At 66.5% G+C, this 24,716-nt stretch carries 11 protein-coding genes; 8 read left to right on the top strand and 3 right to left on the bottom strand.

Annotated elements, in window-relative coordinates; genetic code table 11:
• The first annotated feature begins 59 nt into the window (after positions 1-59).
• Together V6N07_RS17400 and V6N07_RS17395 are read left to right on the top strand one after the other, a co-directional pair.
• Positions 60-2,363, top strand: a complete 2,304-nt coding sequence (locus V6N07_RS17400; protein ID WP_371158140.1) for a glycoside hydrolase family 99-like domain-containing protein — start codon at positions 60-62, stop codon at positions 2,361-2,363.
• A 1-nt stretch (position 2,364) separates the two neighbouring features.
• Positions 2,365-3,414 (top strand): hypothetical protein, encoded by a 1,050-nt coding sequence (locus V6N07_RS17395; protein ID WP_371158138.1) that lies wholly within the window; start codon positions 2,365-2,367, stop codon positions 3,412-3,414.
• 115 nt (positions 3,415-3,529) lie between these two features.
• Here the strand turns inward: V6N07_RS17395 and V6N07_RS17390 are convergent, their stop codons facing one another.
• Positions 3,530-9,760 (bottom strand): hypothetical protein, encoded by a 6,231-nt coding sequence (locus tag V6N07_RS17390; protein WP_371158137.1) that lies wholly within the window; start codon positions 9,758-9,760, stop codon positions 3,530-3,532.
• 295 nt (positions 9,761-10,055) lie between these two features.
• On the opposite strand from V6N07_RS17390, the gene V6N07_RS17385 reads away from it, so the two are divergent.
• The gene (locus V6N07_RS17385) at positions 10,056-11,549 is read left to right on the top strand and encodes a M10 family metallopeptidase C-terminal domain-containing protein (RefSeq protein WP_371158135.1); all 1,494 of its coding nucleotides are present in this window, start codon (positions 10,056-10,058) and stop codon (positions 11,547-11,549) included.
• A gap of 22 nt (positions 11,550-11,571) precedes the next feature.
• Here V6N07_RS17385 and V6N07_RS17380 read toward each other — a convergent pair whose 3' ends face one another.
• Positions 11,572-13,176, bottom strand: coding sequence for a nidogen-like domain-containing protein (locus V6N07_RS17380; RefSeq protein ID WP_371158133.1), 1,605 nt, complete (start codon positions 13,174-13,176; stop codon positions 11,572-11,574).
• Positions 13,177-13,468: 292 nt separating this feature from the next.
• Between V6N07_RS17380 and V6N07_RS17375 the strand changes: the two genes are divergently transcribed.
• The 5 genes from V6N07_RS17375 to V6N07_RS17355 all read left to right on the top strand — a co-directional run bounded on the left by V6N07_RS17375 (position 13,469) and on the right by V6N07_RS17355 (position 21,695).
• Positions 13,469-16,615: a hypothetical protein gene (locus V6N07_RS17375; RefSeq protein WP_371158131.1), complete on the top strand. Its 3,147-nt coding sequence runs from the start codon at positions 13,469-13,471 to the stop codon at positions 16,613-16,615.
• Positions 16,612-17,382, top strand: coding sequence for an inositol monophosphatase (locus V6N07_RS17370; RefSeq protein WP_371158129.1), 771 nt, complete (start codon positions 16,612-16,614; stop codon positions 17,380-17,382). The genes V6N07_RS17375 and V6N07_RS17370 overlap by 4 nt, the downstream gene beginning before the upstream one ends.
• On the top strand, positions 17,291-18,835 hold the full coding sequence (locus V6N07_RS17365; RefSeq protein WP_371158127.1) for an N-acetylneuraminate synthase family protein: 1,545 nt from the start codon (positions 17,291-17,293) through the stop codon (positions 18,833-18,835). The genes V6N07_RS17370 and V6N07_RS17365 overlap by 92 nt, the downstream gene beginning before the upstream one ends.
• 85 nt (positions 18,836-18,920) lie before the next feature.
• Complete coding sequence (locus V6N07_RS17360; protein ID WP_371158125.1) at positions 18,921-20,939, top strand: hypothetical protein; 2,019 nt, start codon at positions 18,921-18,923, stop codon at positions 20,937-20,939.
• A 27-nt stretch (positions 20,940-20,966) separates the two neighbouring features.
• The gene (locus V6N07_RS17355; protein WP_371158123.1) at positions 20,967-21,695 is read left to right on the top strand and encodes a cytidylyltransferase domain-containing protein; all 729 of its coding nucleotides are present in this window, start codon (positions 20,967-20,969) and stop codon (positions 21,693-21,695) included.
• 561 nt (positions 21,696-22,256) lie between these two features.
• Here the strand turns inward: V6N07_RS17355 and V6N07_RS17350 are convergent.
• Positions 22,257-24,716 (bottom strand): hypothetical protein (locus V6N07_RS17350; protein WP_371158121.1); only part of this gene is annotated, 2,460 nt, incomplete at its 5' end.

The raw sequence follows: 24,716 nt of genomic DNA, 5'->3' as shown, positions 1-24,716 counted from the left end.
GGTTTGCCTTGGCGATCCGCCCTTGCTATGGCCCGCGGAAACGATTGGGATACACATTGATGTCGACTGTTCAGAACGGTGTTTTCGACCGCCTTTCCAGGTTTCTTCGCCTGTTTGCCCTGAACAGGGAAGAACGCCGGTATCTGGCCGACGCCAAGGCCTCGGGCCTGTTCGACCCGGTCTACTACAAGGGGGCCTATCCGGCGATCCACCCCTGGTTCCACTATTTCCCGCTGCGCCATTACATCGTGTTCGGCGAGGCGCGGGGGTATCGGCCCAATCCCGATTTCTCGCCCTCCGCCTACCTGCGCTACAACGAGGACGTGGCCGCGACCGGCATGTCGGCGTTCCACCACTGGGCCGCTTCGGGCCACAAGGAAGACCGCATCCACAAGGAATTGCCCAAGATCGAGGAACTGCCCGAGATCATGGCCCCGAAGCTGCGGATCGACCCGACCCGCGACACCGCCCGTTTCGCGGTGGTCCTGCATGTCTATTACCCCGACCTGTGGGAAGAATTCGCAGAGCGGTTCGAGTCGATCCCGCTGGATTTCGACCTCTATGTCACGCTGACATGGCGCGGTGACGAGACGGAGGGCCTGGCCGAAACGATCCGGGAGCGGTTCCCGAAGGCCATGGTCGTGCCCGTCGCCAACCGGGGGCGCGATATCCTGCCGTTCCTGACGTTGGTCAATTCCGGCGCGCTGGACGGCTACGAGGCGGTCTGCAAGCTGCATACCAAGAAATCCCCCCACCGGGAGGATGGTGACCACTGGCGGCGGCACCTGACCGACGGAATCCTGCCGCTGGAGGGTCTGACCGGCCTGTTGGACACGTTCCTTGCCGACGAGGAGGCCGCGTTCTGGGTTGCCGACGGACAGCATTTCGACGACACGAAATGGTGGGGCTCCAACCTCGAGATCACGCGTCACCTGCTGCGCCGGCTGGAGATCGAGATCGACGGATCGCGCCTGTCGTTCCCGGCCGGGTCCATCTACTGGCTGAAGCCCCTGATGGTCGGAATGCTCAAGTCCCTGCACCTGCACGAGGAGCAGTTCGACACCGAGACGGCGCAGGTCGACGGCACCCTTGCCCATGCGCTGGAACGGACCATGGGGTTCCTGGCCGACACGGCCGGGCAGCGTGTCGTGCAGACCACCCAGCTGGCCGAGGCAAGGGACTATGCCCCCGCGCCGCGCCCGACCTTCGTGTCGGCGTTCTACCTGCCGCAGTTCCACCCCACGCCCGAGAACGACGCCTGGTGGGGCAAGGGGTTCACCGAATGGCGCGGCACCGTCGGGGCCCAGAGCCTGTTTCCGGGCCATACCCAGCCCCTTCTGCCGTCCGACCTGGGCTTCTACGACCTGCGGGCGACCGAGGTGATGGGCGATCAGGCCGCCATGGCCCGCGATGCCGGGATCGATGCCTTCTGTGTCTATCACTACTGGTTCGACGGCCGTCGCATCCTCGAGACGCCGATCGACAAGCTGATGGCGAACCCCGACATCGATTTCCCCTTCTACTTGTGCTGGGCGAACGAAAGCTGGCGGCGCAACTGGGACGGCCTGTCGGGCACGATCCTGATGCCGCAAAGCTATGACGAGGGGTTCGAGGCCAAGCTGGCCCATGACACCGCCCCCTACATGCGCGACCCGCGCTATGCGCGCCCCGACGGCACGCGGCCCCGTTTCGTCATCTACCGCCCCGAGGACATGCCCGACCCGGATGCATCGGTCGAACGCCTGCGCGCCGCCTTCCGCGACGAGGGCATCGGCGAGGTCGAACTGGGCGCCGTGCGCTTCCACATCGAAGGCGAAAGCCCGGTGTCCGACGATGCCTTCGACTTCTGGGTGGAAATGCCGCCCCACGGTGTCGTCAAGGCCGATGCCTATCTGTTCGGCGGCCCGCAAGGGAACCTGCTGGGCCGCGAGGTGCATGGCGGGTTCAAGGGCCTCGTCTACAGCTATGAGACCGTCATCGGCACCGCCGTCAGCCCGGGCTATGCCGGCGACCTGCCCGACAACACCATCGCGGGCGTCATGCCCAGCTGGGACAACACCGCCCGCCGGCATCTGAATGCGCATATGGCCTATGGCGCCAACCCCGCCTCGTTCAGCCGCTGGTTGGGCGCGCTGCGCGCCACGCGCCTCGAAGGGTCGTACCGGGGCGAGCTGTTCGTCAACGCCTGGAACGAATGGGCCGAGAAGGCCGTGCTGGAGCCGACGACCCTGCATGGCGATCTGAACCTCAAGGTCCTTGCGGATCATGTCCGCGGGCCCTCGGCCGCGCGCTCCGGCGCTGACACCCTGCCTGCCGACCGCAGGCCCCTGGACCCATCGACATCCAAAAGCGATCTGACCTGACATGACCGACACCGCCCCCAAGACCGGCGCCGACACGGCGCGCCCGTCGCGCATCGTCCTGCACATCGGAACCCACAAGACGGCAACTACCACCATTCAGGACACGTTCTGGGAAAACAGTGCGCTGCTGGCCGAACACGGGGTGATCTATCCGCGTCTGGGCCGGGTGACGGGGCATCACGGGCTGGCCTATGACTGGGCCAACCTGCCGCCGATCTATGCGCTCGAAGGGGGCAGCCGTGCCGCCCTGTCCGCGCTGGCCGCCGAATATGCCCATCGGCCGGTCACCGTCTTCGTATCCAGCGAGGAGCTGTCGCGCGGCGATCCCAAGGGGGCGACCGATTTTGCCGAGGTGCGCGCCCTGCTGTCGGATTTCGACGAGATCGAGGTGGTCTGCACCCTGCGGCCCCAATGGGAATTCCTGCAGTCCATCTACCTTGAGGTCTCCAAGTACCGCAGTCCGCCGCGCCCCCCGCAGCTGATCCGCGCGGCCTTGGAGACGGGAATGGTCGAGGGGCTGTGGGTCGATTACCTGCGCCTGCTGGACCAGCTGGAAGAGGTCTTTGCCCCCGAAGAGATCACCCTGCTGGATTTCGCCGCCATTCGCCGGGCCGAGGGCGGGGTGCTGGGCACCTTCCTGCGCCATCTGGGCGTCGAGGGCCTGACGGCGGATGACCTGGTGCCGGTGAACGGCGGCGCGTCCAACGTATCCCCCAAGCCGGCCACGTCCTGGGCCGCGAACATCCTGGCCGAACCCAATGCCGCCCCGCCCTGGCTGGTGGAACTGGTGAGCGAGGCCGTGGATCTGGAGTTTCCCGACGACATGCGGTCGTGCCTGTTCCTGCGCGAGGAGTTCCGCAAGCTGGAGAAGCACTACGCCCCCCTCAACAAGACGTTGCAGGAACGCCGGGCACCGCATCAGCCCGACTTTTCCCTGACCCCCCCGGATATCGAGCCGCTGACCGTGTTCCGCAACACCATCCCCCAGTCGTTCTGGGTGCGGGTCGGGCGGCGGATGACGGCGCGGATGATCCAGCGCGGGATGACTTGACGGCCCGGCGGGCCCATGCGGTTGCGCCACCCGTCGACATGACATCGGCAGGATGCCGAAAGGGGCCGCACGGATGGTGCGGCCCCTTCGCGTTTTCCCGGGATCCCGACCGCGATCAGGTCAGGATGTTGAACGTCTCGGAGCCGAGCTGGATGTTGATCTCGGACTGGCCCGCGCCATCGACCAGCGCCCAGAGGATCTGACCCGTCGGGCGGAAGATGACGAAGGCCTCCTCCACGTCGTCGTTCCCGGCGCCCACGGTCGTGGTCGTGTTGATCTGGAACTGGTCGCGCGTGACGCGGCCGCCATAGAACAGCACGTCGCCGTCTGCGGCGTTGTAGTCCTGGATCCAGTCGGAGCCGTGGTCCGCGATGCCGAGGTGATAGAACTGATCCGCGCCGTCGCCGCCGTTGACCCGGTCCGACCCGAAGCCGCCGTTGATGAAGTCCATCCCGTCGTTGCCGAAGATGACATCGCCGAAGGCCGACCCGGTCAGCGTGTCGTCGCCGGATCCGCCGATCACGGTGTCGGCGCCGAAGCCGCCCGCGATCTGATCGTCGCCCGCATCGCCGTTGAGCAGGTCGTTGCCATAGCCGCCGTCGATCGTGTCGTTGCCGTCGCCGCCATAGACGATGTCGCGCAGGTCGGTGTCTGAATCGCCGCCCTGAATGCTGTCGTTGCCGTTGCCGCCGTTCAGCGTGTCGACCCCGTCGCCACCGCGCAGGGTGTCATTGCCATCGTTGCCCAGCAGGCGGTCGTTGCCGGCCAGACCCGACAGGTTGTCGTCGCCTTCCGCCCCGCGCAGGGTGTTGTCGCCGCTGTCGCCCAACAGGGTCAGCGTGCCGCGCGCCACCTGCGGCGAGGCATCGGAGATCAGCGTCTCCAACGTGCCCTGATCGTCGGTGTAGCGCAGGCGCAGGCTGATCTCGGCCCCGATGTCGTCCTCGGTCAGGGTATAGGTCACGTCCGTCGCCCCCGAGATGTTGTCGCCATCGCGCAGCCAGCGATAGGACAGCTCGCCCAGGCCATCCGCATCCTCGACCGAGGAGGCATCGCCGGTCAGGACCGATCCTTCGACGGCGGACCCGGTAAAGCGCACGATGCCGGTGGGGGCATCGTTGACGTTCAGGATCGGGCCGGTGCGGCCCGACAGGACCGTCTCGTCGGTTCCCTCGTCATCGGTATAGGACACCTCCACGGTGATCATGTGGCGCGCGTCCTCCTGCAAGAGAAGGTAGCTGTCGTCGGTGGCGCCGGCGATGGCGATCCCGTCGCGCATCCACTGGTAGCTGAAGCTGCCTAGCCCGTCGGCATCCCGGACGCCCGAGGCGTCGGCGGTCAGGGTGCTGTCCTCTTCCGGTGTGCCGGTGACGACCACGTCGCCCGTGGGGCTGTCGTTGACGTTCTCGATGGTCGCGGTCGCGGCGCTGGTCAGGGTGTCGCCACCCAGGGTGACGCGGACCGAAATCTCGGCGCCCACATCGTCCTGTCCCAGCGTATAGGTCGCGTCCGTCGCTCCCGAGATGCTGTCGCCATCGCGCAGCCAGCGATAGGCGGGCGTGCCCGCGTCGCTGCCCAGCACCCCGGTCAGACCGGAGAGTTCGGCCATCAGGGTCGCGTTCTCGGTGGCCGCGCCGGTGATGGCGACCGAAGGGTCGGGATCGCCGCTGCCGGTGACGCCGACCAGCGTGACCGAGGAGCCATCCGCCAGGGTCAGTACGCGGTTGCCCGCGCTGTCGTTCGACTGGCTGACCGATCCGCTGGCCTGGACCTGGTCGACGCCCAGTTCGAAATCCTCGATCCGGTCGTCGCCGCCACCCGAGGCCAGCACGAAGGTATCGGCACCGCGCCCGCCGGACAGGGTATCGTCGCCCGATCCCCCGTCGATGGTGTCGTCGCCCGCACCGCCGCGCAGGGTATCGGCACCCGATCCGCCGGACAGGTCGTCGTCGCCGCCCTGACCCAGGACGATGTCATCGCCGCCCTCGCCATCGAGGGTGTCGTCGCCTGCGTCGCCGAACAGCGAATTGTCGATGTCGGATGCCGTCAGCTGCGCGAAGATGGCGGTCTGGCCGATGGCCGCGACGATCTGGGCGTGGCTCATGGTGACGCCGTCCCCGAAGGTCACGCTTTCGATGGTCGAGGCGGCACCCGCGTTGCGCGATCCGGCCAGGACGATCGCATCGCCATAGCCGAAGTCGAGCAGGATGTTGGCGCCCTGTTCCACAATCCCCACGTTCACGGAGCGATAGCCCTCAACGATCACGTGATCGCCTGTGCCGCTGCCCAGGTCGTTGACCGCGTTGTAGTCGAAGTCGCCCCCGAAGACGTAGGTGTCGCCACCCGCACCGCCCGACAGGACGTCGTTGCCTGCGCCGGCCTCGATCGTATCGGCCCCGTCGAAGCCCTGCAGCTGGTTGACCCCGTCATCGCCGATCAGCAGGTCGCCGAAGTCGGAGCCATGGACCTGTTCGATGGAAATCAGCGTATCGACATAGCCCAGCCCGTCGAGGGCTACGCCGGTGGTCAGGTCGACCTCGACCCCGGAGGTCGAGAAGCGATAGCGCGCCATGTCGGAGCCCGATCCGCCGTTCAGCGTGTCGGTCCCCGTCTCGCCCCACAGCTGGTCGTCGCCGGACCCGCCCGACAGGCTGTCGTTGCCGTCGCCGCCCAGCAGGATGTCATTGCCGCCGTTGCCGGTCAGGCTGTCGCCGCCGGCAAAACCGAACAGTTCGTTGGCCTGACCGTCGCCCTCGATCTCGTCTGAATAGTCGGAGCCGTGCACGTTCTCGATGGCCGTCAGGCTGTCGCGGCCGCCCGATCCGTCACGGCCCGTGCCCGCCGACAGATCGACGTCGATGCCACCCGTTGCATCGAGGTAGCGGGCGATGTCGATGCCCGCGCCACCGTCCAGCGTGTCGTCGCCGCTGCCGCCCCAGATCTCGTCGTTGCCGGCGCCGCCCAGCAGGCTGTCGTCGTCGTTGCCGCCCGTCAGGACGTCCGCGCCGCCACCGCCGTCGATGGTGTCGCCGCCGTCGAAGCCGAACAGGCGGTTGGCATTGCCGTCGCCGGTGATGTTGTCGCCATGGTCGGAGCCGTGCAGCCGTTCGATCGAGATCAGCGTGTCGGTGCCGCCCGACCCGTCGGTCGCGGTGCCGGTGGCCAGGTTGGCGGTGATGCCGGCGGTATCGGTGCGGTAGCGGACGAGGTCGCTGCCCGAGGAGCCGTCGAGCGTGTCGTTGCCCGCCTCGCCCCACAACTCGTCGTCGTCACCGGATCCCACGACCCGGTCATCGCCGTCGCCGCCCAGCAGGGTGTCGCCGCCGCCCGCGCCGACCAGCAGGTCGTTGCCGCCGAAGCCCGACAGCTGGTTGCCGCCGGCGTCACCGGTGATCGTGTCGTCGAAGTCCGATCCGTGGACACCCTCGATCGAGATCAGCGTGTCCTGTCCGCCGTCGCCATCGGCGGCCAGGCCGGTGCCGAGGTTGACGTTGATCGCGGCCGACGCGTCCAGATAGCGCGCAAGGTCCATGCCCGCGCCGCCGTCCAGCGTGTCGCCGCCCGCCTCGCCGCGCAGGGCGTCGTTGCCCGACCCGCCCTGCAGCAAGTCGTTGCCCGCACCACCCAGCAGGGTGTCGGCCCCGCCGCCGCCCGCCACGCTGTCGTTGCCGTCATAGCCGAACAGCTGGTTGGCGCCCGCGTCGCCGCGGATCGTGTCCCCGAAGTTGGAGCCGTGCACGTTCTCGATGTTGCGCAGCGTGTCCAGCGTGCCGTCGCCATCCTGTGCGGAGCCCGCGGCCAGGTCGATCACGGCGCCCGATGTCGCGCTGAGATAGCGCGCCACGTCGGTGCCCGCGCCGCCGTCAAGGGTATCGGCGCCCGCCTCGCCCCAGATCTCGTCGTCGCCGGACCCGCCCGCGATGCTGTCGTTGCCGCGCCCGCCCAGCAGGACGTCCTTGCCCGCGCCGCCCGAGATGATGTCGGACCCGCCGTAGCCGAAGATCTGGTTGGCGCCACTGTCACCCGTGATGCGGTCGCGGTGATCCGAGCCGTGCAGGTTCTCGATCGAGATCAGCGTGTCGGTGCCGCCCGATCCGTCGGTGACGCGGTTCGTGCTCAGGTCGGCGGTGATGCCAGACGTGTCGTCGCGGTAGCGCGCCACGTCGATGCCCACGCCGCCGTCGATGGTGTCGTCGCCGTCGCCGCCCCAGATCTCGTCGTTGCCGGCATCGCCGCGCAGGGTGTCGCGCCCCTCGTGGCCCAGGATGACGTCGTCGCCGCCGCCGCCGCGCACCGTGTCGTTGCCCGCGAAACCGAACACCCGGTTGTCGGCGCCATCGGCCACGACGGTATCGTTCTTGGCGGTCGCGAAGACCCCTTCGATGTTCGACAGCTGGTCGACGTTGCCATAGCCGTCGGTGGCCCGCCCGGTGACGAGGTTGACGTTCACCGCCTCGTTGCCGCCGTGCATGGTGTCGTCGTCGTAGTGCACCCGGTCGAAGCCCGCGCCGCCGTCGATGACGTCGTTGCCGCCCAGCATCCAGAAGCCGTTGTCCTCGTCCGAGCCGATGACGATGTCGGCAAAGCGGGTGCCGCGGATCTGGTCGATGTTGATCAGCGTGTCGGTAAAGCCGAAGGTGTCGGTCGCCACGCCGGTGGCCAGGTTGATGGTGGCGCCGTGGGTGCCGAATTCCTGCCGGCCCAGTTCGTAGTTGAACTGACCGAAGATGACCTCGTCGTCGTAGACGATGGTGTCGCCGGTGCCGGTGCCGCCGTCGATGGTGTCGTTGCCCTGGTGGCCGACGTACCATTCGAGTTCGTCGTGGATCACGAGGCCGCCCGTGATCACGTCGTCATAGGCGGAGCCGCCGACCTCGAGGAAATGCAGGCCCCCGCTCCAGTCGACGCGCAGCCCGTTGGCGGTGGTGGCCAGGCCGTCCTTGAGCGAGACGGTCAGCGCGGCATCCACCTCGAACACGATGTGGTGGCCGTATTGCGTGCCCTCGGACCCGGTACCGGTGATGGTCTTGTTGCCGTTGCCGTTGATGACGACCGTGTCGCGCGCGTCGAAGGTGGTGGTGCCGACGCGGATCACGTCGTCGCCCGCGCCGGTATAGATCAGGTTGTCGCCGTCGCGCCCGTCGATGGTGTCGTTGCCGTCGCGGCCGAACAGGCGGTCGCCGTCCTCGTCGGTGCCCAGCAGGACGTCGTCGGCGTTCGACCCCTGAACGTATTCGACGTCGATCAGGGTATCGGTGTTGCCGAAGGTATCGGTGGCGGTGCCCGCCCGCAGGTCGACGGTGACGCCGCCGGTGCCGGTTTCCAGGAAGTAGGCGACCTGATCGGCGCCGTCGCTGCCGTTGATCGTATCGTTGCCGGACCCGCCCACCAGGGTATCGCGGCCGTCGCGGCCGTTGATGAGGTCGTTGCCACCGCGCCCGAACAGGCGGTCGTCGTTGCCGGAGCCCATGATCGTGTCGGCGCGTTCGGTGCCGATGACCTGTTCGATGCCGTCCAGCGTGTCGGTATTGCCGAAGCTGTCGGTGGCGGTGCCCGCCGCGAGGTCGACGGAGACGCCGTTCGTGCCGGATTCGAGGAAGTAGGCGACCTGATCGGTGCCCACCCCGCCGGAGATCGTATCGTTGCCGGCCCCGCCGATCAGCGTGTCATTGCCGCCGCGCCCGTCCAGGATGTCGTTGCCGCCGCGCCCGAACAGCAGATCGTCCAGCGTGTTCGACCCGCGCAGGGTGTCGGCGCGTTCGGTGCCCAGCACCCGGTCGATGTCGACCAGGGTGTCGATGGTGCCATGGGTGTCGATGGCCGTGCCCGCGTTCAGGTCGACGCGCACGCCCGCGGTGCCCGTCTCGAGGAAATAGGCGACCTGGTCGTCGCCGCCGCCACCGGTGATCGTGTCGGCCCCCTGGCCGCCGATCAGCGTATCGTTCCCGCCGCGCCCGTTGATGTTGTCGTTGCCGCCCCAGCCGAACAGCAGGTCGCCCGCCGTCGTGTGGCCCAGGAAGGTATCCCCCTGGTTGGAGCCGTAGATCTGTTCGACCGCGAACAGCGTGTCGGTACTGCCGAAGGTGTCGAGGATGGTGCCCGTCTGCAGGTTGGCGTTGATGCCCAGCGTTCCCGTTTCCCGGTAATACAGCACCTTGTCGGTGCCGCCGCCGCCTTCGATCCGGTCGGTGCCCGCCCCGCCGATGAACGCGTCGTCGCCGGGCCCGCCGCGCAGCACGTCGTTGCCCGAATGTCCGGTCAGCGTGTCGTTGCCGGCCAGCCCGTCGATCGTATCGTTTCCTGCGCTACCGAAGAGATCGTCGTTGCCTGCGGTTCCGGTGACCATGGGGGGAAGTCCTTTGCTCTGCCTTGCGGCACCCCCGGGGGGGGCGTCTGTTGCGTCGATGGGATCGGCGGCCGTGACCGGCCACGCGCTGTTGCCCGAGTGACTAGCAGACCGGCGGCAAAACGCCGATCCTGTTTTGTTTTCGACTTTCAAACAATGCCTCGGATCGCGCGGAAAACCGTTGCAAATTTATCGAATGGCCACGGGATCGCCGTCTTTTCTGCGCCAGTCCGTCGCCGGCCAGACATGCCGCCCCGTCACCACGGCTCCGACATCACCAGCGATCGGAGCCATCATGCCAACCCTGACCCTCGAGCAGACCTTCGCAGAAGGGGACATGTTCGCGTTTTCGAATGTTTCCGTCCTTTTGCCGGTGGTGTCCGCGGGGCGGGACTGGTTGCTGGTGGGGGCCGATGCGATGGGTGTCCTGAGCATGCTGTCGGTGGCGCAGGCGACCGATGCCACCGTCGTCGCACAGGGCGCGCGCGCCAGTGGCGGGGGCCTTGCCGCGGGTGTGGTCGGGACGGTCGGCGGGCGCGACTACCTTCTGACGTTCGACACCTTCGCCCGGGCGCCGCGCATCCAGGACATCACCGACCCCGCGGCCCCCGGCACGATGTCGGCGTTGCAGGTCGCGTCGGGCGACGTGGCGCAGGTCTCGCTGATGACGCAGGTGGATACGGGCGGCGGTGCCTACCTTGTCGGGACGGGGTTCGGCGGTCGGGGCCTGACCAGTTACGTCCTGACGGATGCGGGCGGTGGCGCGCCCCGGTTGCAGGGCGTCGATGCCATGGCGTCGGGCGCCAAGTCGGATGCGCGCGGGATCACCGCGATCGACAGCATCGCGGTCGGGGCGGGGGATTTCGTGCTGACCCTGACGCCTGCCACCCTCAACAGCTTCCGCATCGCGGCGGACGGTGACCTGGCGCAGGTCGACAGCATCGCGGGGCACGAGGGGCTGTGGACATCGGGCATGGGGGCGATGACGACGCTGGCGGTCGGGGGGACGTCCTTCGTCGTGGTTGCCGGCTGGGAAAGCGACAGCCTGTCGGTGGTGCGCATCAATCCGATGGGCGTGTTCTTTCCGGCGGACATCCTGCACGACACGCCCGCCACGCGGTTCGGCGGGGCCTCGGCGGTCGAGACATTCGAACACCGGGGGCGCGATTTCGTGGTCGCGGCGGGCGACGATCGGGGCGTGGCCCTGCTGGAGGTGCTGCCGGGCGGCAAGCTGATCCATCACCACAGTGTCGAACAGGACTGGGACTGGAACATCGGTGCGGTTCAGGCGCTGGCCGTGACCGTCACGGGCGATGCGGCGCAGGTCTTCGTCACGGGGGGTGCCGCGGGCGGCATGGCGCGCCTGACGCTGGACCTGACGACCATCGGCGGGCGGCAGGTGGGCGGGGCCGCGGCCGATACCCTGACGGGCAGCGCGGGGGACGACCTGCTGATCGGGGGCGGGGGCGACGACGACCTGACGGGGGGCGGGGGCGACGACATGCTGCTGGCGGGCACGGGGGCCGACACGCTGGATGGCGGGGCGGGGGCCGATACCTTCGTCTTCGTGGCCGACGGGCAGGGCGACCGGATCAACGGGTTCGAACACGGGGTGGACCGCATCGACCTGTCCGGCTGGGGCCGGATCGAAAGCATGGACGACCTGCGCCTGATCGGCACCGGCATCGGCGCGGTCATCCGCTGGAACGAGGAGGAGGTGCGCGTGGTCGCCGACGACCGATCGTGGATCGGGCCGGGCGACTGGACGGCGGATGACTTCATCTTCTGAAACCACCCGCCGCCGCCCGTGATCACATGAGGTCGAAGGTCACCGTCTCGCCCTCGTCCTCGAACGGCAGGCGCAGGACGATCCGGTCGCCGGTGAAATCCGCGCCGAAGGTGAACAGGCTGATCGCCTCGCCGCTGTCGGTCAGGCGCACGAGGTCGGTGGGCCGGAAGGTCAGGCCGGGGACATCCGGTTGCACCACGGTGACGCCGCGCAACTCGAAGTCGGAGGCATCGAAGAATTCCCCGTCGACCACCAGCACGTCGCCTTCGCCTGCGTCGTAGTCCATCACCTGGGTGACGCCGCCCCGCACGCCGGTGGAGAAGAACTTGTCCGCCCCCTCGCCGCCCCAGGCCCGGTCGGCGCCGTCGAAGCCGCCGAAGATGAAATCGTCGCCCGTGCCGCCGAACAGCAGGTCGTCGCCCGACCCGCCCGACAGGATGTCGTCGCCCTCCTGTCCCGCAAGCGTGTCGTTGCCGCGCCCGCCCGAGATGACGTCGTCGCCGCCCATCCCCATCAGGAAGTCGCGCCCGAACTCGTACACGTCCGATCCGACGGCATCGCCGGTGACGGTGTCGTCGCCCATCCCTGCGAAGATGCGGTCGTTACCGTCGCCGCCGCCGATGCTGTCGTCGCCCGCACCGCCCAGGATGGTGTCCTGATTGGCGCCGCCCGACAGGCTGTCGTCACCATCGCCGCCATCCAGGCTGTCGTTGCCCTGGGCACCGCCGAGGGTGTCGTTGCCCGCGCCGCCCGACAGGCTGTCGTTGCCGGTCTGGCCGCGCAGGTCGTCGTCGCCATCGCCGCCGTCGAGCGTGTCATTCCCCGACTGGCCCAGGATGCTGTCGTCGCCCGCCCCTCCTGTCAGGCTGTCGCTGCTTGCGCCGCCGTCGATCGTGTCATTGCCACCCGCCCCGTCGAGGATGTCGGGAAAACCGGTGCCCGCCAGCGTCTCATCCGTTGCATCCCCGGTGATTTCATTGCCGATCAGGTCGGTCAGCGGCTGCAGGTCGCCGTCGATCACCCGGAACTGCCAGACGCCCGCAACGCCGGTGTTGCCGGGCGCGGTGTCGAGGGCATCCAGGGACCCGGCCTGAGCAGAAGATACGTAGATGCGCGGATCCGTGCCGGCGGTGATGCCGAAACCATTGTAATATGTATCGAAGTTCAGATCGTTGTAGCGGAACACAACCTCCGCATCGCCGTCGCCCAGATCCAGAATCTCCATCTGAAAGGTCGCCCGCCCCGCGCCAGGCTGATAGAAATACCCCACTTCGTTCCATGTCACGACGATCGAGTCGCGTTCTTCGTTCATGTCGATGAAGATCCCCTGACCCTCGGCAGGGAAGTCGCGGCCTGTGATCAGATCGCGGTCCAGGGGGACGATCGTGAAGTCGTTGGAGAAGCCGGGGCTGAAAAAGCTGCTGCCGTTGGCGAAGCGCACGCCGCCGTTGGTGCCCACGTACAGATCTTCGATCACGCGGTCGCCCAGCAGGAAACCATCCTCGAAGATGCCCGTCATGTCGTAGGGGCCGGATATGCGGTCGTCGCCGACGGTATGAACCTCGCCATCCCCGAAGGGCAGCAGGGTGTTGTCGGCAACGGTCGTGAACAGGGTCGGGTCGGCCATGGGAATACTCCGGGGGAAAGGGATCGTTGGAAATGTCCCTTCATAAGGTCATGCGGGATGGCCGTTTTCAACCTTTCGATAGGGTGCCCCGGACGCCGTGCGCCATCCCGCCGAAGCGTGCGCGCGGAGACTCCCGCCTTGCGCCTCGGGGGTGTAGTTTCTAGGATGCATGGCGCCGGATTTTCCGGTGAAATCTTGGGCGCCCGCTTTTTCGGGGCTGTTCATTCGGGGGGGTGCGGCCGCAGCCGGATCCTGTGAAGAAATCCGTATTGCGGACACGAGGATTGTCGGAATGACATTTGAAGAACAGCTGGAAATCATTCGAAAATCCAGCCAATTCCATTCGAAGTGGTATGCGCAGACGCATCCCGACGTAGGCAACACCCCACCGGAAGAGCATTACCTGCGCACCGGCGCGCAGCAGGGCCTGAACCCGGGCAAGTTCTTCGATACGAAATTCTACACCTCCTACTATCCCGATGCGGGGGCCAGCGATCTGAACCCGCTGGTGCATTACGAGTTGGTCGGCCTGGCGGAAAACCGGGCCCTGAACACCCGGCGCCTGCGTCCCAGCCATCGCGAGGCCTATGCCGCCGGGGGCACGGCCGTGACCGTTGCCGCCGACGAGGCCGCCAAGGCCGCGGCGAAAGAGGCGAAGGCTGCGGCCAAGGAAGCAGCCAAGGAAGCGGCGAAGACCGCGAAGGCCACGGCGAAACCTGCCGCCAAGACGGTGGCGAAACCCGCCGCCAAGACCGCGACGAAACCCGCGGCCAAGACGGCGACGAAGGCAGCGGCGAAACCCGCCGCCAAGACGACGGCGAAACCCGCTGCCAAGGCTGCGGCCAAGACCCCGCCGTCGTCCGGCTCGGCGCTGGAAACCCTGAGCGCCCGCGCCCGCGCCGCCGCGAAGAAGGGCGATTGGGTCGCGGCGACCCGGTATTGGCAGGATGTGCTGGCCCTGCCCGCCGAGCCGTATTTCGGCCTGGCCCAGGCCGCTGCCGCCATGGGGGACAGCGGCCGCGCGGAACGCATCGTGCTGGACGGTCTGGAGCGGTTCGAGGGCAACTCCATGCTGTTGCGACAGCACTGCGACCTGGCGCTCAAGGCGCGGCGCTGGCTGGACGTGCCCGAACGCTGGCAGCGTATCGTGGACAGCGGCATCCAGGTGGACGACGCCTTCAAGGTGCAGGTGGCCGAAGCCTTCGTTGCCCTGGGCGATCTCGATCATGCCACGACCCTGCTGGAAGAGGTGCGCACCGCCATGACCGGCGACATCCGCCTGATGAAGCTGGATGCGACCCTTGCCGAGAAGCGCGAGGATTGGGCCGGGGCCGCCGAGATCTGGTTGCAGCGCGGGCGCGTGGCCAAGGGCATCGCCAAGCTCAACAGCTACGACAAGGGCGTTCGGGCCCTGATGGCGTCGGGCAACCTGAACCGGGCAGAAGCGGAGATCCAGTCGCTGGTGGCGCGCTTCCCCAAGGAGATCGTCTACCTCAAGCTTCTGGCGCAGGTCGCCGTGATGCAGGACGCCTGGGACGTCGCTTTGGAGCGGTGGCAGCGGGTGGAGGCAGCGGATCCGTCGCAGATCGGCGGCATTCCCGCCGACTGGGTGTACCAGATGGGGCTCGAGACGGCGCGTGCCCGTACGGCCGCCATCCGCATGGACAGCCTGCGCGCCACGGGCATGATGTCGCTGGCCCGCATCGTCGAGTCGGTGGACGAGACCGCGGCCCTGATCATGGCGCGACAGGCGCGGCGTTTCTATCGCGAACCGGTGATGGAGATGGTCGCCCGCGTCATGAGCGTCAACACGCGCCACAGTTCCGCGATCTGGTGGTTCCGCCGGTTGATCGCCACGTCCCGGACACCGCGCAAGTATTATCCCAACCTGATCGAATCCCTGCTGGCCGCCTCGCGCAGCGAGGAATGCCGCGCGGTGGTCGAGGAATACGTGCAGCGGTTCGGGCGCGACATGCTGTGGCTGCGCGCGATGGCGGAGATCCATTACCGCGACGGCGATTTCGCCGCCATGCGCGACGTGATGGAGGCCGGAATGGCGACCAAGCTGGCGGGCGAGGCCCGGTCGGTGCGGGTGCTGCGCTGGCTGTACGAACTGGTCCGGTTGCACCCCGATCCGCAGGGGTTCCTGCCCGCCGAGATCCAGGACCTCGTGCTGCGGGTGGCGGCCCGCTACGAGATCCGGTTCGTGTCGGACTCGCTCGCCGTGCTGCTGGATCCGAGGAAGGGCGATGCCCTGGCCGAGACCTATGCCGGGCAACTGGCCGAAGCCCAGGCCGGCACCCGCGAGTTGGACCCCGTGCTGCGCGAGCAGATCCTGCAGTTCTTCCTGCGCCGCCGCGACTGGGACCGGGTGCAGGCGGTGCTGGACCTGCCGCTGGACGATCTGTTGACGGCTGCGAACGTGACCAAGGTCTGGAACATCGTGCGCAACAAGATGGACATCCTGCTGGGGCGGGCCGATGTGGCCGGCGCCGAGGCGGTGGCCTGCGACTTCCTCGACCGGCTGGCCGAGCAGGACCTGCGCAGCTTCACCCTGCGGCAGACGACCGCGATGCTGGGACGCCTGCCGGTGTCCGTCCCGGTGGCCGAACGCCTGGAGGCGGCGGCGCAATGGGCCGGGTTCAAGGCCCTCGCCGACCGCATATCCGACTGGCGCACGCGCTATGGCGGTTTTCCGACCGACGACCTGTTGGGCAGCGCCAGGCGCAAACGCTGCTTCATCGTCGGCAACGCGCCGTCGATCGCCACATTGCCCCTGCACCTGCTGGAGGGGGAGGACATCATCAGCGTCAATCGCGGCATGCGGGCGCTGAGCGTGGGCCTGCCGCAGCCCAAGTACCTCGTGGTGGCGGATGCCATGCTCTACAAGAACCACGCCGAGGAAATCGACGCCGACGGTGGCAGCGTCGACAAGTTCTTCGTGGCGTCCAACTGCCTGTGGCGGGCGACGCCGGGGGTGCCCTGCATCCCGCTGGGATCCTCGGGGCTCAAGCTGTCCCTGGCGCCGTTCGAACATGCGCCGCTGCATCTGCACCGCGGGGAGACGGTGGTGGTGATGGCCGCGCAGCTGGCGCATCTGATGGGCTATACCGAGATCTACATCATCGGCGTCGACCTGGATTATTCCGGCCCGGCCACGCATTTCTACGTGTCCGAAAGCGGCGGCAAGAAGGAGGCCGAGCGGCTTGCCAACTTCCGCCCCGGCGGGTCCGGCACCGAAATGGTGAACCTGGCCTTTGCCAATCTGCAGACGGTGGTCGCGCGTGACGGATGCTCGCTGTACAACGCCGCCCCCGCCGGCAAGCTGGACAGCCTGCAACGCGTCCGCTTTGCCGATCTGTTCGGATCGGATGTTGCGCATGCCGCCTCCGGCGTCCAAACAGAGGTGCAATCGCAGACCGAAGAGGCCAGTTCATGACGTCCAAGGATCTAACCCTGGGTGCCGCCCCACCGGACCTCGCCACCGTGCGCGATCTGATGCATGGTCTGATCGACCTGATCGCGGCCAACATGCCCCGGATTCAGGAAACCCGCTATGACATCACCATCAAGCCCGATGGCAGCCCCGTCACGGCGTCGGACGTGTTCCTGGAACATCTGATCCGCGATCATCTGGCCGCGCGCATCCCCGGCGTCACCTTCGCCGGCGAAGAGACGTTCGAGGCGGGAACCACCCCGTTGGAAAGCGATGGCTATTACGCCATTCTCGATCCGATCGACGGGACCGAGAACTTCTGTTCCGGCCTCAAGGAATGGGGGGTGTCCTTCACCCTGTGGCACGGCGGCAAGCACCTCGGTTCGCTTCTGCTGATGCCCGAACTGGGCGAACACCTGATGACCGGTGACAGCATCGTGCCGGTACAGTCGCGCATCCGCGGGTTTTCGTCGTCCATGCATCCCGAAATCCTGTCGGGAATGGAATCGACCCAGGAAAGCCGCCTGATGGGCTGCGCGGTCTACAACCTGTACAACGTGGTGCGCGGGGCATTCGCCCGTTTCACCAACCCCCGGGGCGCCTATTCCTGGGATCTTTTGCCCGGCCTGATGCTGGCCATGGAACACAATTGCGAAATCGAAGTTGAAGGAAAACCCTATGCCGGAGAATTTCTCGAGCCAGGTAAAAAGTATCGCGTCGACATTCGGCACAGATACGATCTTCATCCTGGGCAAGGGTCCGTCGATTGACGAAATCGATCCGGCTGTCCTGTCGGGCGCGCTGGTCATCGGGGTCAACGATGCGGAGCGTATCGCGCCCTGCGACATCACCCTGCTGCATGAGACCTGGGTGCACGAAGCCCTGGCCGAGAGCGGCTGGCGCTCGCGGCTCTATGTGACCTCCACCGACCTGACACCGCCGCGCGGTGAGGTGGCGCGGGCGCGCTATGCCCCCGGCTCCCAGGAAGAGACGGACATGATGATGAGCCGCCTCGTCGCCGACGAGCCGGCCGAGAACTTCGTGCTCGAGGATGTGCTGTTCGTCTCGGCCCTGCGTCTTGCACGGGCGGTGGCCGAACTGCGCGGGCGCAAGCAGACGGTCTACATGCTGGGCTTCGACTTCTCGGCCGACAAGGGGTATTCCACCGCCCTCGGCCGCGACTTCGCCCCGACGGGCGGCGACAGCCGCAACATGCGCATCACCCCGCAGGAATTCTACTTCGTCAACGCGCTGTACATGCTGCGCGAGAGCGAGCTGGACGTCCGGCACGTGGGCAACCGGCGGTTCTCCTCGCTGACGCCTGCGGACCTGAACGCCGAATTCCTGCCCGCCGGTGACGCGGCCGAGGCACGCGCCGAAGGCGGCGTGCTTGTGACCGCGGAACTGACGACCAACCACTTCGGCGACCGTCAGCGCCTGGAACGGATGGTCCGCGCGGCCAACGCCGCCGGCGCCGATTTCGTCAAGGTGCAGAAGCGCGACGTGGAGACGTTCTATTCCAAGGAACAGCTGGACGCGAAATACGTCTCGCCCTTCGGCACGACGTTCCGCGATTACCGCAACCAGCTGGAGCTGGATCAGGACGACTTCGAATTCCTCGACGGGCTGTGCAAGCAGCTGGGCATCCGCTGGTTCGCCTCCGTCCTCGATGAGCCGTCGTTCCGCTACATGCTCCAGTTCGAGCCGGAGCTGGTCAAGCTGCCCTCGACCATCTCGGAGCACACCGACTACCTTGCGACGGTCGCGAACGAGTACAAGGGCGGCATCGTCCTGTCGACCGGCATGACCGATGCCAGCTACGAGCAGTGGGTGCTGGATACCTTCACCAAGTGCGACAAGCTGTACCTGATGCAGTGCAACTCGGCCTATCCGACGCCGCACCACGACTGCGACATCGGCGTGATCCGCCATTACCGTGACATGGCCAAGGATCACCCGCATCTGATCCCCGCCTATTCCAGCCATGATTTCGGGGCCACGGCCTGCATGCTGGCGGCGGCGGCAGGGGCGAAGATGGTCGAGAAACACGTCAAGCTGGGCAATACCGAATGGGCGCATTTTGATGCCGTCGCACTGGACCTGACCACGCCCGAGTTCCGCGAGTTCGTCTCCAAGATCCGCGAAGCCGAGATGATCATCGGGTCCGAGGAGAAGAAGGTGAACGAAAGCGAGCACCACAAGTACTTCAAGAAGACGGCCTGACCGACGACGCCCGACGGATGGATACCCTGACTGCATGACGTCCACGGGCACGACAAAAGACAAGACTCCGGGGCCTGCGCACGCAATGGCCCCGGAGACGGCCGCAAGGGCACGCCCGCTGATCGTGATCTATGGCGGGATGCACAAGACCGGCACCTCGGCAAATCAGAACACCCTGTATGAAAATCTCGACCTGCTGAACGCGGGCGGGGTGGACATCGTGCGCACCGGCCTGCAGCGCAACTGGCAGTCGGCAGGCGTGCGTCACCTGCCCCTGTCGCGGGAGATCGTGGGCGCCCGTCGTGTGGGCCCGCGCTGGAAAGAGGCCGCGGCGGAGATCGCGAAAGGCGAATTTTCCACCTATATCCTGATGCACGAGACGTTCTTCGGCCCGACCGTGTCGCCCAAGGTCCTGTGTTCCGTCCTGCCGGATGCCGACATCCGCATGGTCGCCTGCATCCGGAACCCGATCGACTACATCAACTCCCAGTATCGCGAACGCATCCACCGCGCGGGCGAAACCCGGGAACCTGCGGCCTTTATCGAGGCGAGCGCCCGGCATCTGGCCACCGACGTGCTGCGACGCAAATGGGTGGCGCAGATCGGGGCAGAGAACCTGACCGTGATCCCCTACGAGATGGCGGGCCGCGGCAGTCGCACGATCCTGCGGGCAATCCTTGCCGGAACCTCCGTCGATCCCGAGGCGCTGACGTTTTCGACCCGGACCAACCGGTCCATCGACCACTGGCGATGCCTCGAACATCTGATGTCCAACCGGTTGCGGGCCGCCGGGCAGGATATTCCCAAATCGCTGATCACCGGATCCCCGGCCCTTCGGGACCGCAGGCCGGTGACGGCCCGGTTGCTGTCGGATCAGGACATGGCCCGGATCGCCCAGCTCAGCGATGTGCCGGGCGATGTGATCGCGGACAGCAAGGCGGCCCTGCTGCCGCTGGATGCCAATTTCCGGGATCCCGTTCTGCGCCGCCGCCTGTTGCGCGATCTGCAGGATGATGCCCGGGCGCAGGCGGTGCGCCCCGCGCTTCTGACATTGGAACTTGCCAAGCGACGGCACATATCGGCGCTTACCTCTCCGCGGTCCGAAAAGGCGGTGAACGAGGTGCGGATCGACGGGGATACGGTCGAAATCTCGGTTCTGTCGGCCAAGAAGAAGCGCGAGGATGTGACGCTGGTGTTCCTGGAGGGGGGCCTGAAGGTCGCCTCGCTGCAGCGGGTCTGGCCGGACGACTTCGAGCCGCTGCGCACGCTGGGGTATCGGGCCAATCTGGGCACGGTCCGGATTGCGGCCTCGCAGATCGGCGGACCCTGGCGCCGGCTGGAGGTGATCGGCGACCGCGGCGAACATCCGGTCATCTGGGATTCCTGGAACAGCACGGACGCCCTGTCCTTCGTTCAGGCCGGGGGGGCACCACGGGTCGATCCCGCGACCGTCGCCGCCTTTGCCCGCGAGGGTCTCGACATGGACCAGGTGGCCGAGACCGAGCGCTCGGTGATGCAGCTGGCCCTTGGCCATGCGGCGCTTGGCCTGATGGACGAGGATTTGCTGGCCGACGCGCTGACACGGATCCGGGCGGGCCGGACGGCCCCGGTGGGCATGCGACCTGCGGCGGTCGTGTTGATGGAATGTCACCTGCTGATTGCCACTGGTGCGGCCGGGGATCTGGCCGCCGTGCTGAATGCCTGGCAGCCGCGCCTCGAGGGCATTCACCATGCGCCGGCCGATGTGGCCGCTACCTGTCGCGTGTTCCTGCTGTGTGGCTACCTGGAGCTGATGGCCGGCAATCGTGCGGCCGGCGCGCGGCATCTTGCGCGGATCGTCGATCTGCACCGCCACTCCGCCGGACCTGTCGGGGCCTTGCCCGATGCACAGGCGCGCAGCCCGAGCGATGCGCTCTGGGTGGCCCTGCAATATCTCGATCCGGAGGGGCCGGACCCCTTCGGGGACGAGGATTTGTTTGACCGCGTCTTCGACGCCTTTCAGGATGTACGCTGGCGGTCCGGGCGTATCATGATGGCAGCATGCTTTCGCATTCTGGTGCGATCAATCACGGACGGGGTGCCTCACGACGGTATTCCGGCCTAACCAAACCACAGAAAAAAAGAGAGATTCATGACCAAGTCACCGACAATCGTGGCCCTGATGATCGGGCGGGGCGGCAGCTCGCTCAAGGGCAAGAACATCCTGCCGGTGCATGGCGTGCCGTTGTTGCAATGGGCCGCCGGGGCCGCGCGGCGCAGCAAGCATATCGGACGCTACTACGTCAGCAGCGACGACGACGACATCATCGCGACGGCCGGACAGATGGGATACCGCGAGATCCGCCGCCCGGCCGAGCTGTGCACCGACACGGCGCAGAGCACCGATGCCGTCATCCATGCGCTGGACATCATCGAAAAGGACGGCCCCGTGGACATGGTCGTCGTGCAGCACGCCAATGTCGGCACCATCGACGAGCGTATCCTGGATGATTGCCTCGACATGCTGATCGCCGACGAAGGGCTGTCCGCCGTCGTGCCGTCACATGAATATTCCGAATATCACCCCTACCGTGGCAAGCGGGTCGAGGGGGGGCGGATGCTGCCTTTCGTGGCCGATGCGGGGGCGGTTTCGGCCAACCGGCAGGATCTGCCGACCTGTTTGTTCTTCGACCATTCCATCTGGGCGCTGCGGGCTTCGCGGATGCGCGACCCCAACGGTCAGCCGCCCTGGCCCTGCATGGGCACCGACATCGCGCCCTATATCACCGAGGGCTGTCTCGACGTTCATTCCATGGAGGATATCGTCAAGACCGAGGCCTGGATCACCGAGCACAAGGTTCCCAAGCCCGAGCCGGTCTGAGGCCGCCACGCACGACCCGATCCCGGTTCAGGCCGGGACCGGGGGTCCGTCGCGGTCCCGCGTTGCCGGGGCTGCGACGTCGATGATCTGCATCGACACGGAAAACAGCAGCGACAGGCAGGCGGCGTCTTCTTGTCCCCTCCGCGAAAGACCCCGATCAGGGAGGATCGCGCCGGCCATCACCCCGGAAAAGTCCCGGCCCGAAACGCCCGCGCCCGTCGCGGGGCATGCGACGGTCATCGGTGTGGTCGGGCCAGGTGGCCCCCACCATCGGACGGTCCGACCGGGCCCCGGCAGGGGGGCACAGCGCGAGGCCGGGCGCGCCCCATGCCGGGGGACAAACCGGTCCCCCCGGCGCCTGCACGGCATGAGGCGATATCGGCCACCCCATGAAACCGACGTGATCCCGCGCGCCTGAAGGATGGCCGCGGCGCTGCCTTGGGCCCTTCGGCATGCAGGGCATCGACATCACCGCGCAGATCGCCCCGCCGCAATGGTGAAAGGGCCCCGGATCTCTCTGGGGCCCTTGTCGTCACGATGGGGGGGCAATCCGTCGCCGGATCAGAGGCCGTCCTCCTCGTTGCCCTCGTCACCCTCGTTGCCTTCGTTGTCCTCGTCGCCTTCGTTGCCTTCGTTTCCTTCGTCGCCCTCATCACCCTCGTTGCCTTCGTTGGCATCGAAGTTGTTGCCGTCACCGGGGCCCTCGTTGAACTCGTCGCCCTCGTCGCCTTCATTCCCTTCGTCGGCTTCGTCGCCCTCATCGCCTTCGTCGTTTTCGCTGCCTTCGTCGCCTTCGTCGAATTCATCCTCCTCGTTGCTCTCGTCGCCTTCGTCGCCTTCGTCGTTCTCGTCGCCTTCGTTGAATTCGTTGCCTTCCTCTCCTTCGTCGCCTTCGTCTCCTTCATCGTTTTCGTCGTCTTCGTCGCCTTCGTTGCCTTCGTTGTCTTCGTCTCCTTCGTCGTTCTCGTCGTTCTCGTCGTCTTCGTCGTTCTCGTCGCCTTCGTCGTTCTCGTCGAATTCGTCGTTCTCGTCGCCCTCGTTTTCTTCGTCGTTCTCGTCGAACTCGTCTCCTTCGTCGTTCTCGTTGTTCTCGTCGTCCTCGTCGTTCTCGTCGTCCTCGTCGCTTTCGTCGTCCTCGTCGTCCTCGTCGCCTTCGTCGTCTATGCCGCCTTCGTCGCCTTCATTTCCTTCGTCGTTCTCGTCGCCTTCGTTGTTTTCGTCGTTCTCGTCGTTCTCGTCGTTTTCATCGGCTTCGTCGCCTTCGTTGGCTTCGTCGCCCTCGTTGTTCTCGTTGGCTTCGTCGCCTTCGTCTTCCTCGTTGTGCTCGTCGTTCTCGTCGTCTTCGTCGCCTTCGTCGAATTCGTTTCCTTCGTCGCCTTCGTCGTCCTCGTCGGCTTCGTTGTCCTCATCGCCTTCGTCGAATTCGTCGTTCTCGTCGCCTTCGTCGTTCTCGTTGTTCTCGTCGCCTTCGTTGTTCTCGTCGCCTTCGTCGCCTTCGTTTCCTTCGTCGCCTTCATTGCCCGAGGCAGAATCGGAGTCGGCTTCGTCGCCTTCGTTGTTTTCGTTCCCGTCGTCGGGATCGGTCAGAGGTTCGTCGCCCTCATCGCCCTCGTCGAATTCGTTTCCTTCGTCGCCTTCGTCGTTCTCATCGCCTTCGTCCGATTCGTTGGCCTCGTCGCCTTCGTCGGCCTCGTCGTCCTCGTCGCTCTCGTTGTCCTCGTCGTCCTCGTTGAACTCGTCGTCCTCGTCGCCCTCGTTGTCTTCGTTGTTCTCGTCGTCTTCATCGCCTTCGTCGAACTCGTCGCCCTCGTCGTTCTCGTCGTTCTCGTCGTTTTCGTTGCCCTCGTCGTCCTCGTCGTTCTCGTCGTCTTCGTCGGCCTCGTCGCCTTCGTCGCCTTCATCGAACTCGTCGTCTTCGTCTCCGTCGTTCTGGCCTTCGTCGCCTTCGTTGGCTTCGTCGTTCTCGTCGCTTTCGTCGCCTTCGTCGTTCTCGTCTCCCTCGTCGTCCTCGTCGTTCTCGTTGCCTTCGTCGTTCTCGTCGCCCTCGTCGCCCTCGTCGGCTTCGTTGTCCTCGTCGCCCTCGTCGAAGACGTTGTCCTCGTCGCCTTCGTCGTTCTCGTCGCCCTCGTCGTCTTCGTCGCCCTCGTCGGCTTCGTTCAGTTCGTCACCCTCGTCGTTCTCGTCGTTCTCGTCGGCTTCGTCGTCCTCGTCGCCTTCGTCGCCCTCGTTGCCCTCGTCGGACTCGTCGCCCTCGTCGTTCTCGTCGTGCAGGCCGATCTCGTTGCCTTCGTCACCTTCGTCGTCCACGGGCTGACCCTCGTCGCCCTCGTTGCCTTCGTCGTTCTCGTCCTGTTCGTCGTCCTCGTTGCCTTCGTCACCTTCGAAGTCCTGGGCGGGATCATCATCCTCGTCGCCCTCGTCGTCCTCGTTGCCCTCGTCGCCCTCGTTGTCCTCGTCTCCCTCGTCGGCGAATTCTCCCTCGTCGCCTTCGTCGCCCTCGTCGTTCTCGTTGAACTCGTCGTTCTCGTCGTCCTCGTCGCCTTCGTTGCCCTCGTCGTCCTCGTTGCCTTCGTTGCCGGTCTCGTCGCCCTCGTCGGATTCGTTGTCCTCGTCGTTCTCGTCGTCCTCGTCGCCCTCGTCGCCTTCGTTGGCCTCGTCTCCCTCGTTGCCTTCGTCGTTCTCGTCGTCCTCGTTGCCTTCGTCGCCCTCGTTGCCCTCGTCGTTGGCCTCGTCGCCCTCGTCGGCCTCGTCGTCCTCGTTGTCCTCGTCGTCCTCGTTGCCCTCGTCGGCACCGAAGGTCTCGTTGCCCTCGTCGCCTTCGTTGTTCTCGTTGTCCTCGTTGCCTTCGTCGCCCTCGTTGCCTTCGTCGTTGGCCTCGTTGCCTTCGTCGGCCTCGTTGCCTTCGTCGTCCTCGTTGCCCTCGTCGCCTTCGTCGCCCTCGTCGTTGGCCTCGTTGCCTTCGTCGGCCTCGTTGCCCTCGTTGTCCTCGTTGCCCTCGTCGCCGGCATCGCTGGCGCCGCT

The sequence above is a fragment of the Jannaschia sp. 2305UL9-9 genome (genome assembly GCF_041403465.1).
In the GTDB taxonomy this organism is placed as follows: Bacteria; Pseudomonadota; Alphaproteobacteria; order Rhodobacterales; family Rhodobacteraceae; genus Jannaschia.
Note: the sequence above shows the minus strand (reverse complement) of the source record. Positions and strands in the feature narration are given on the sequence as shown.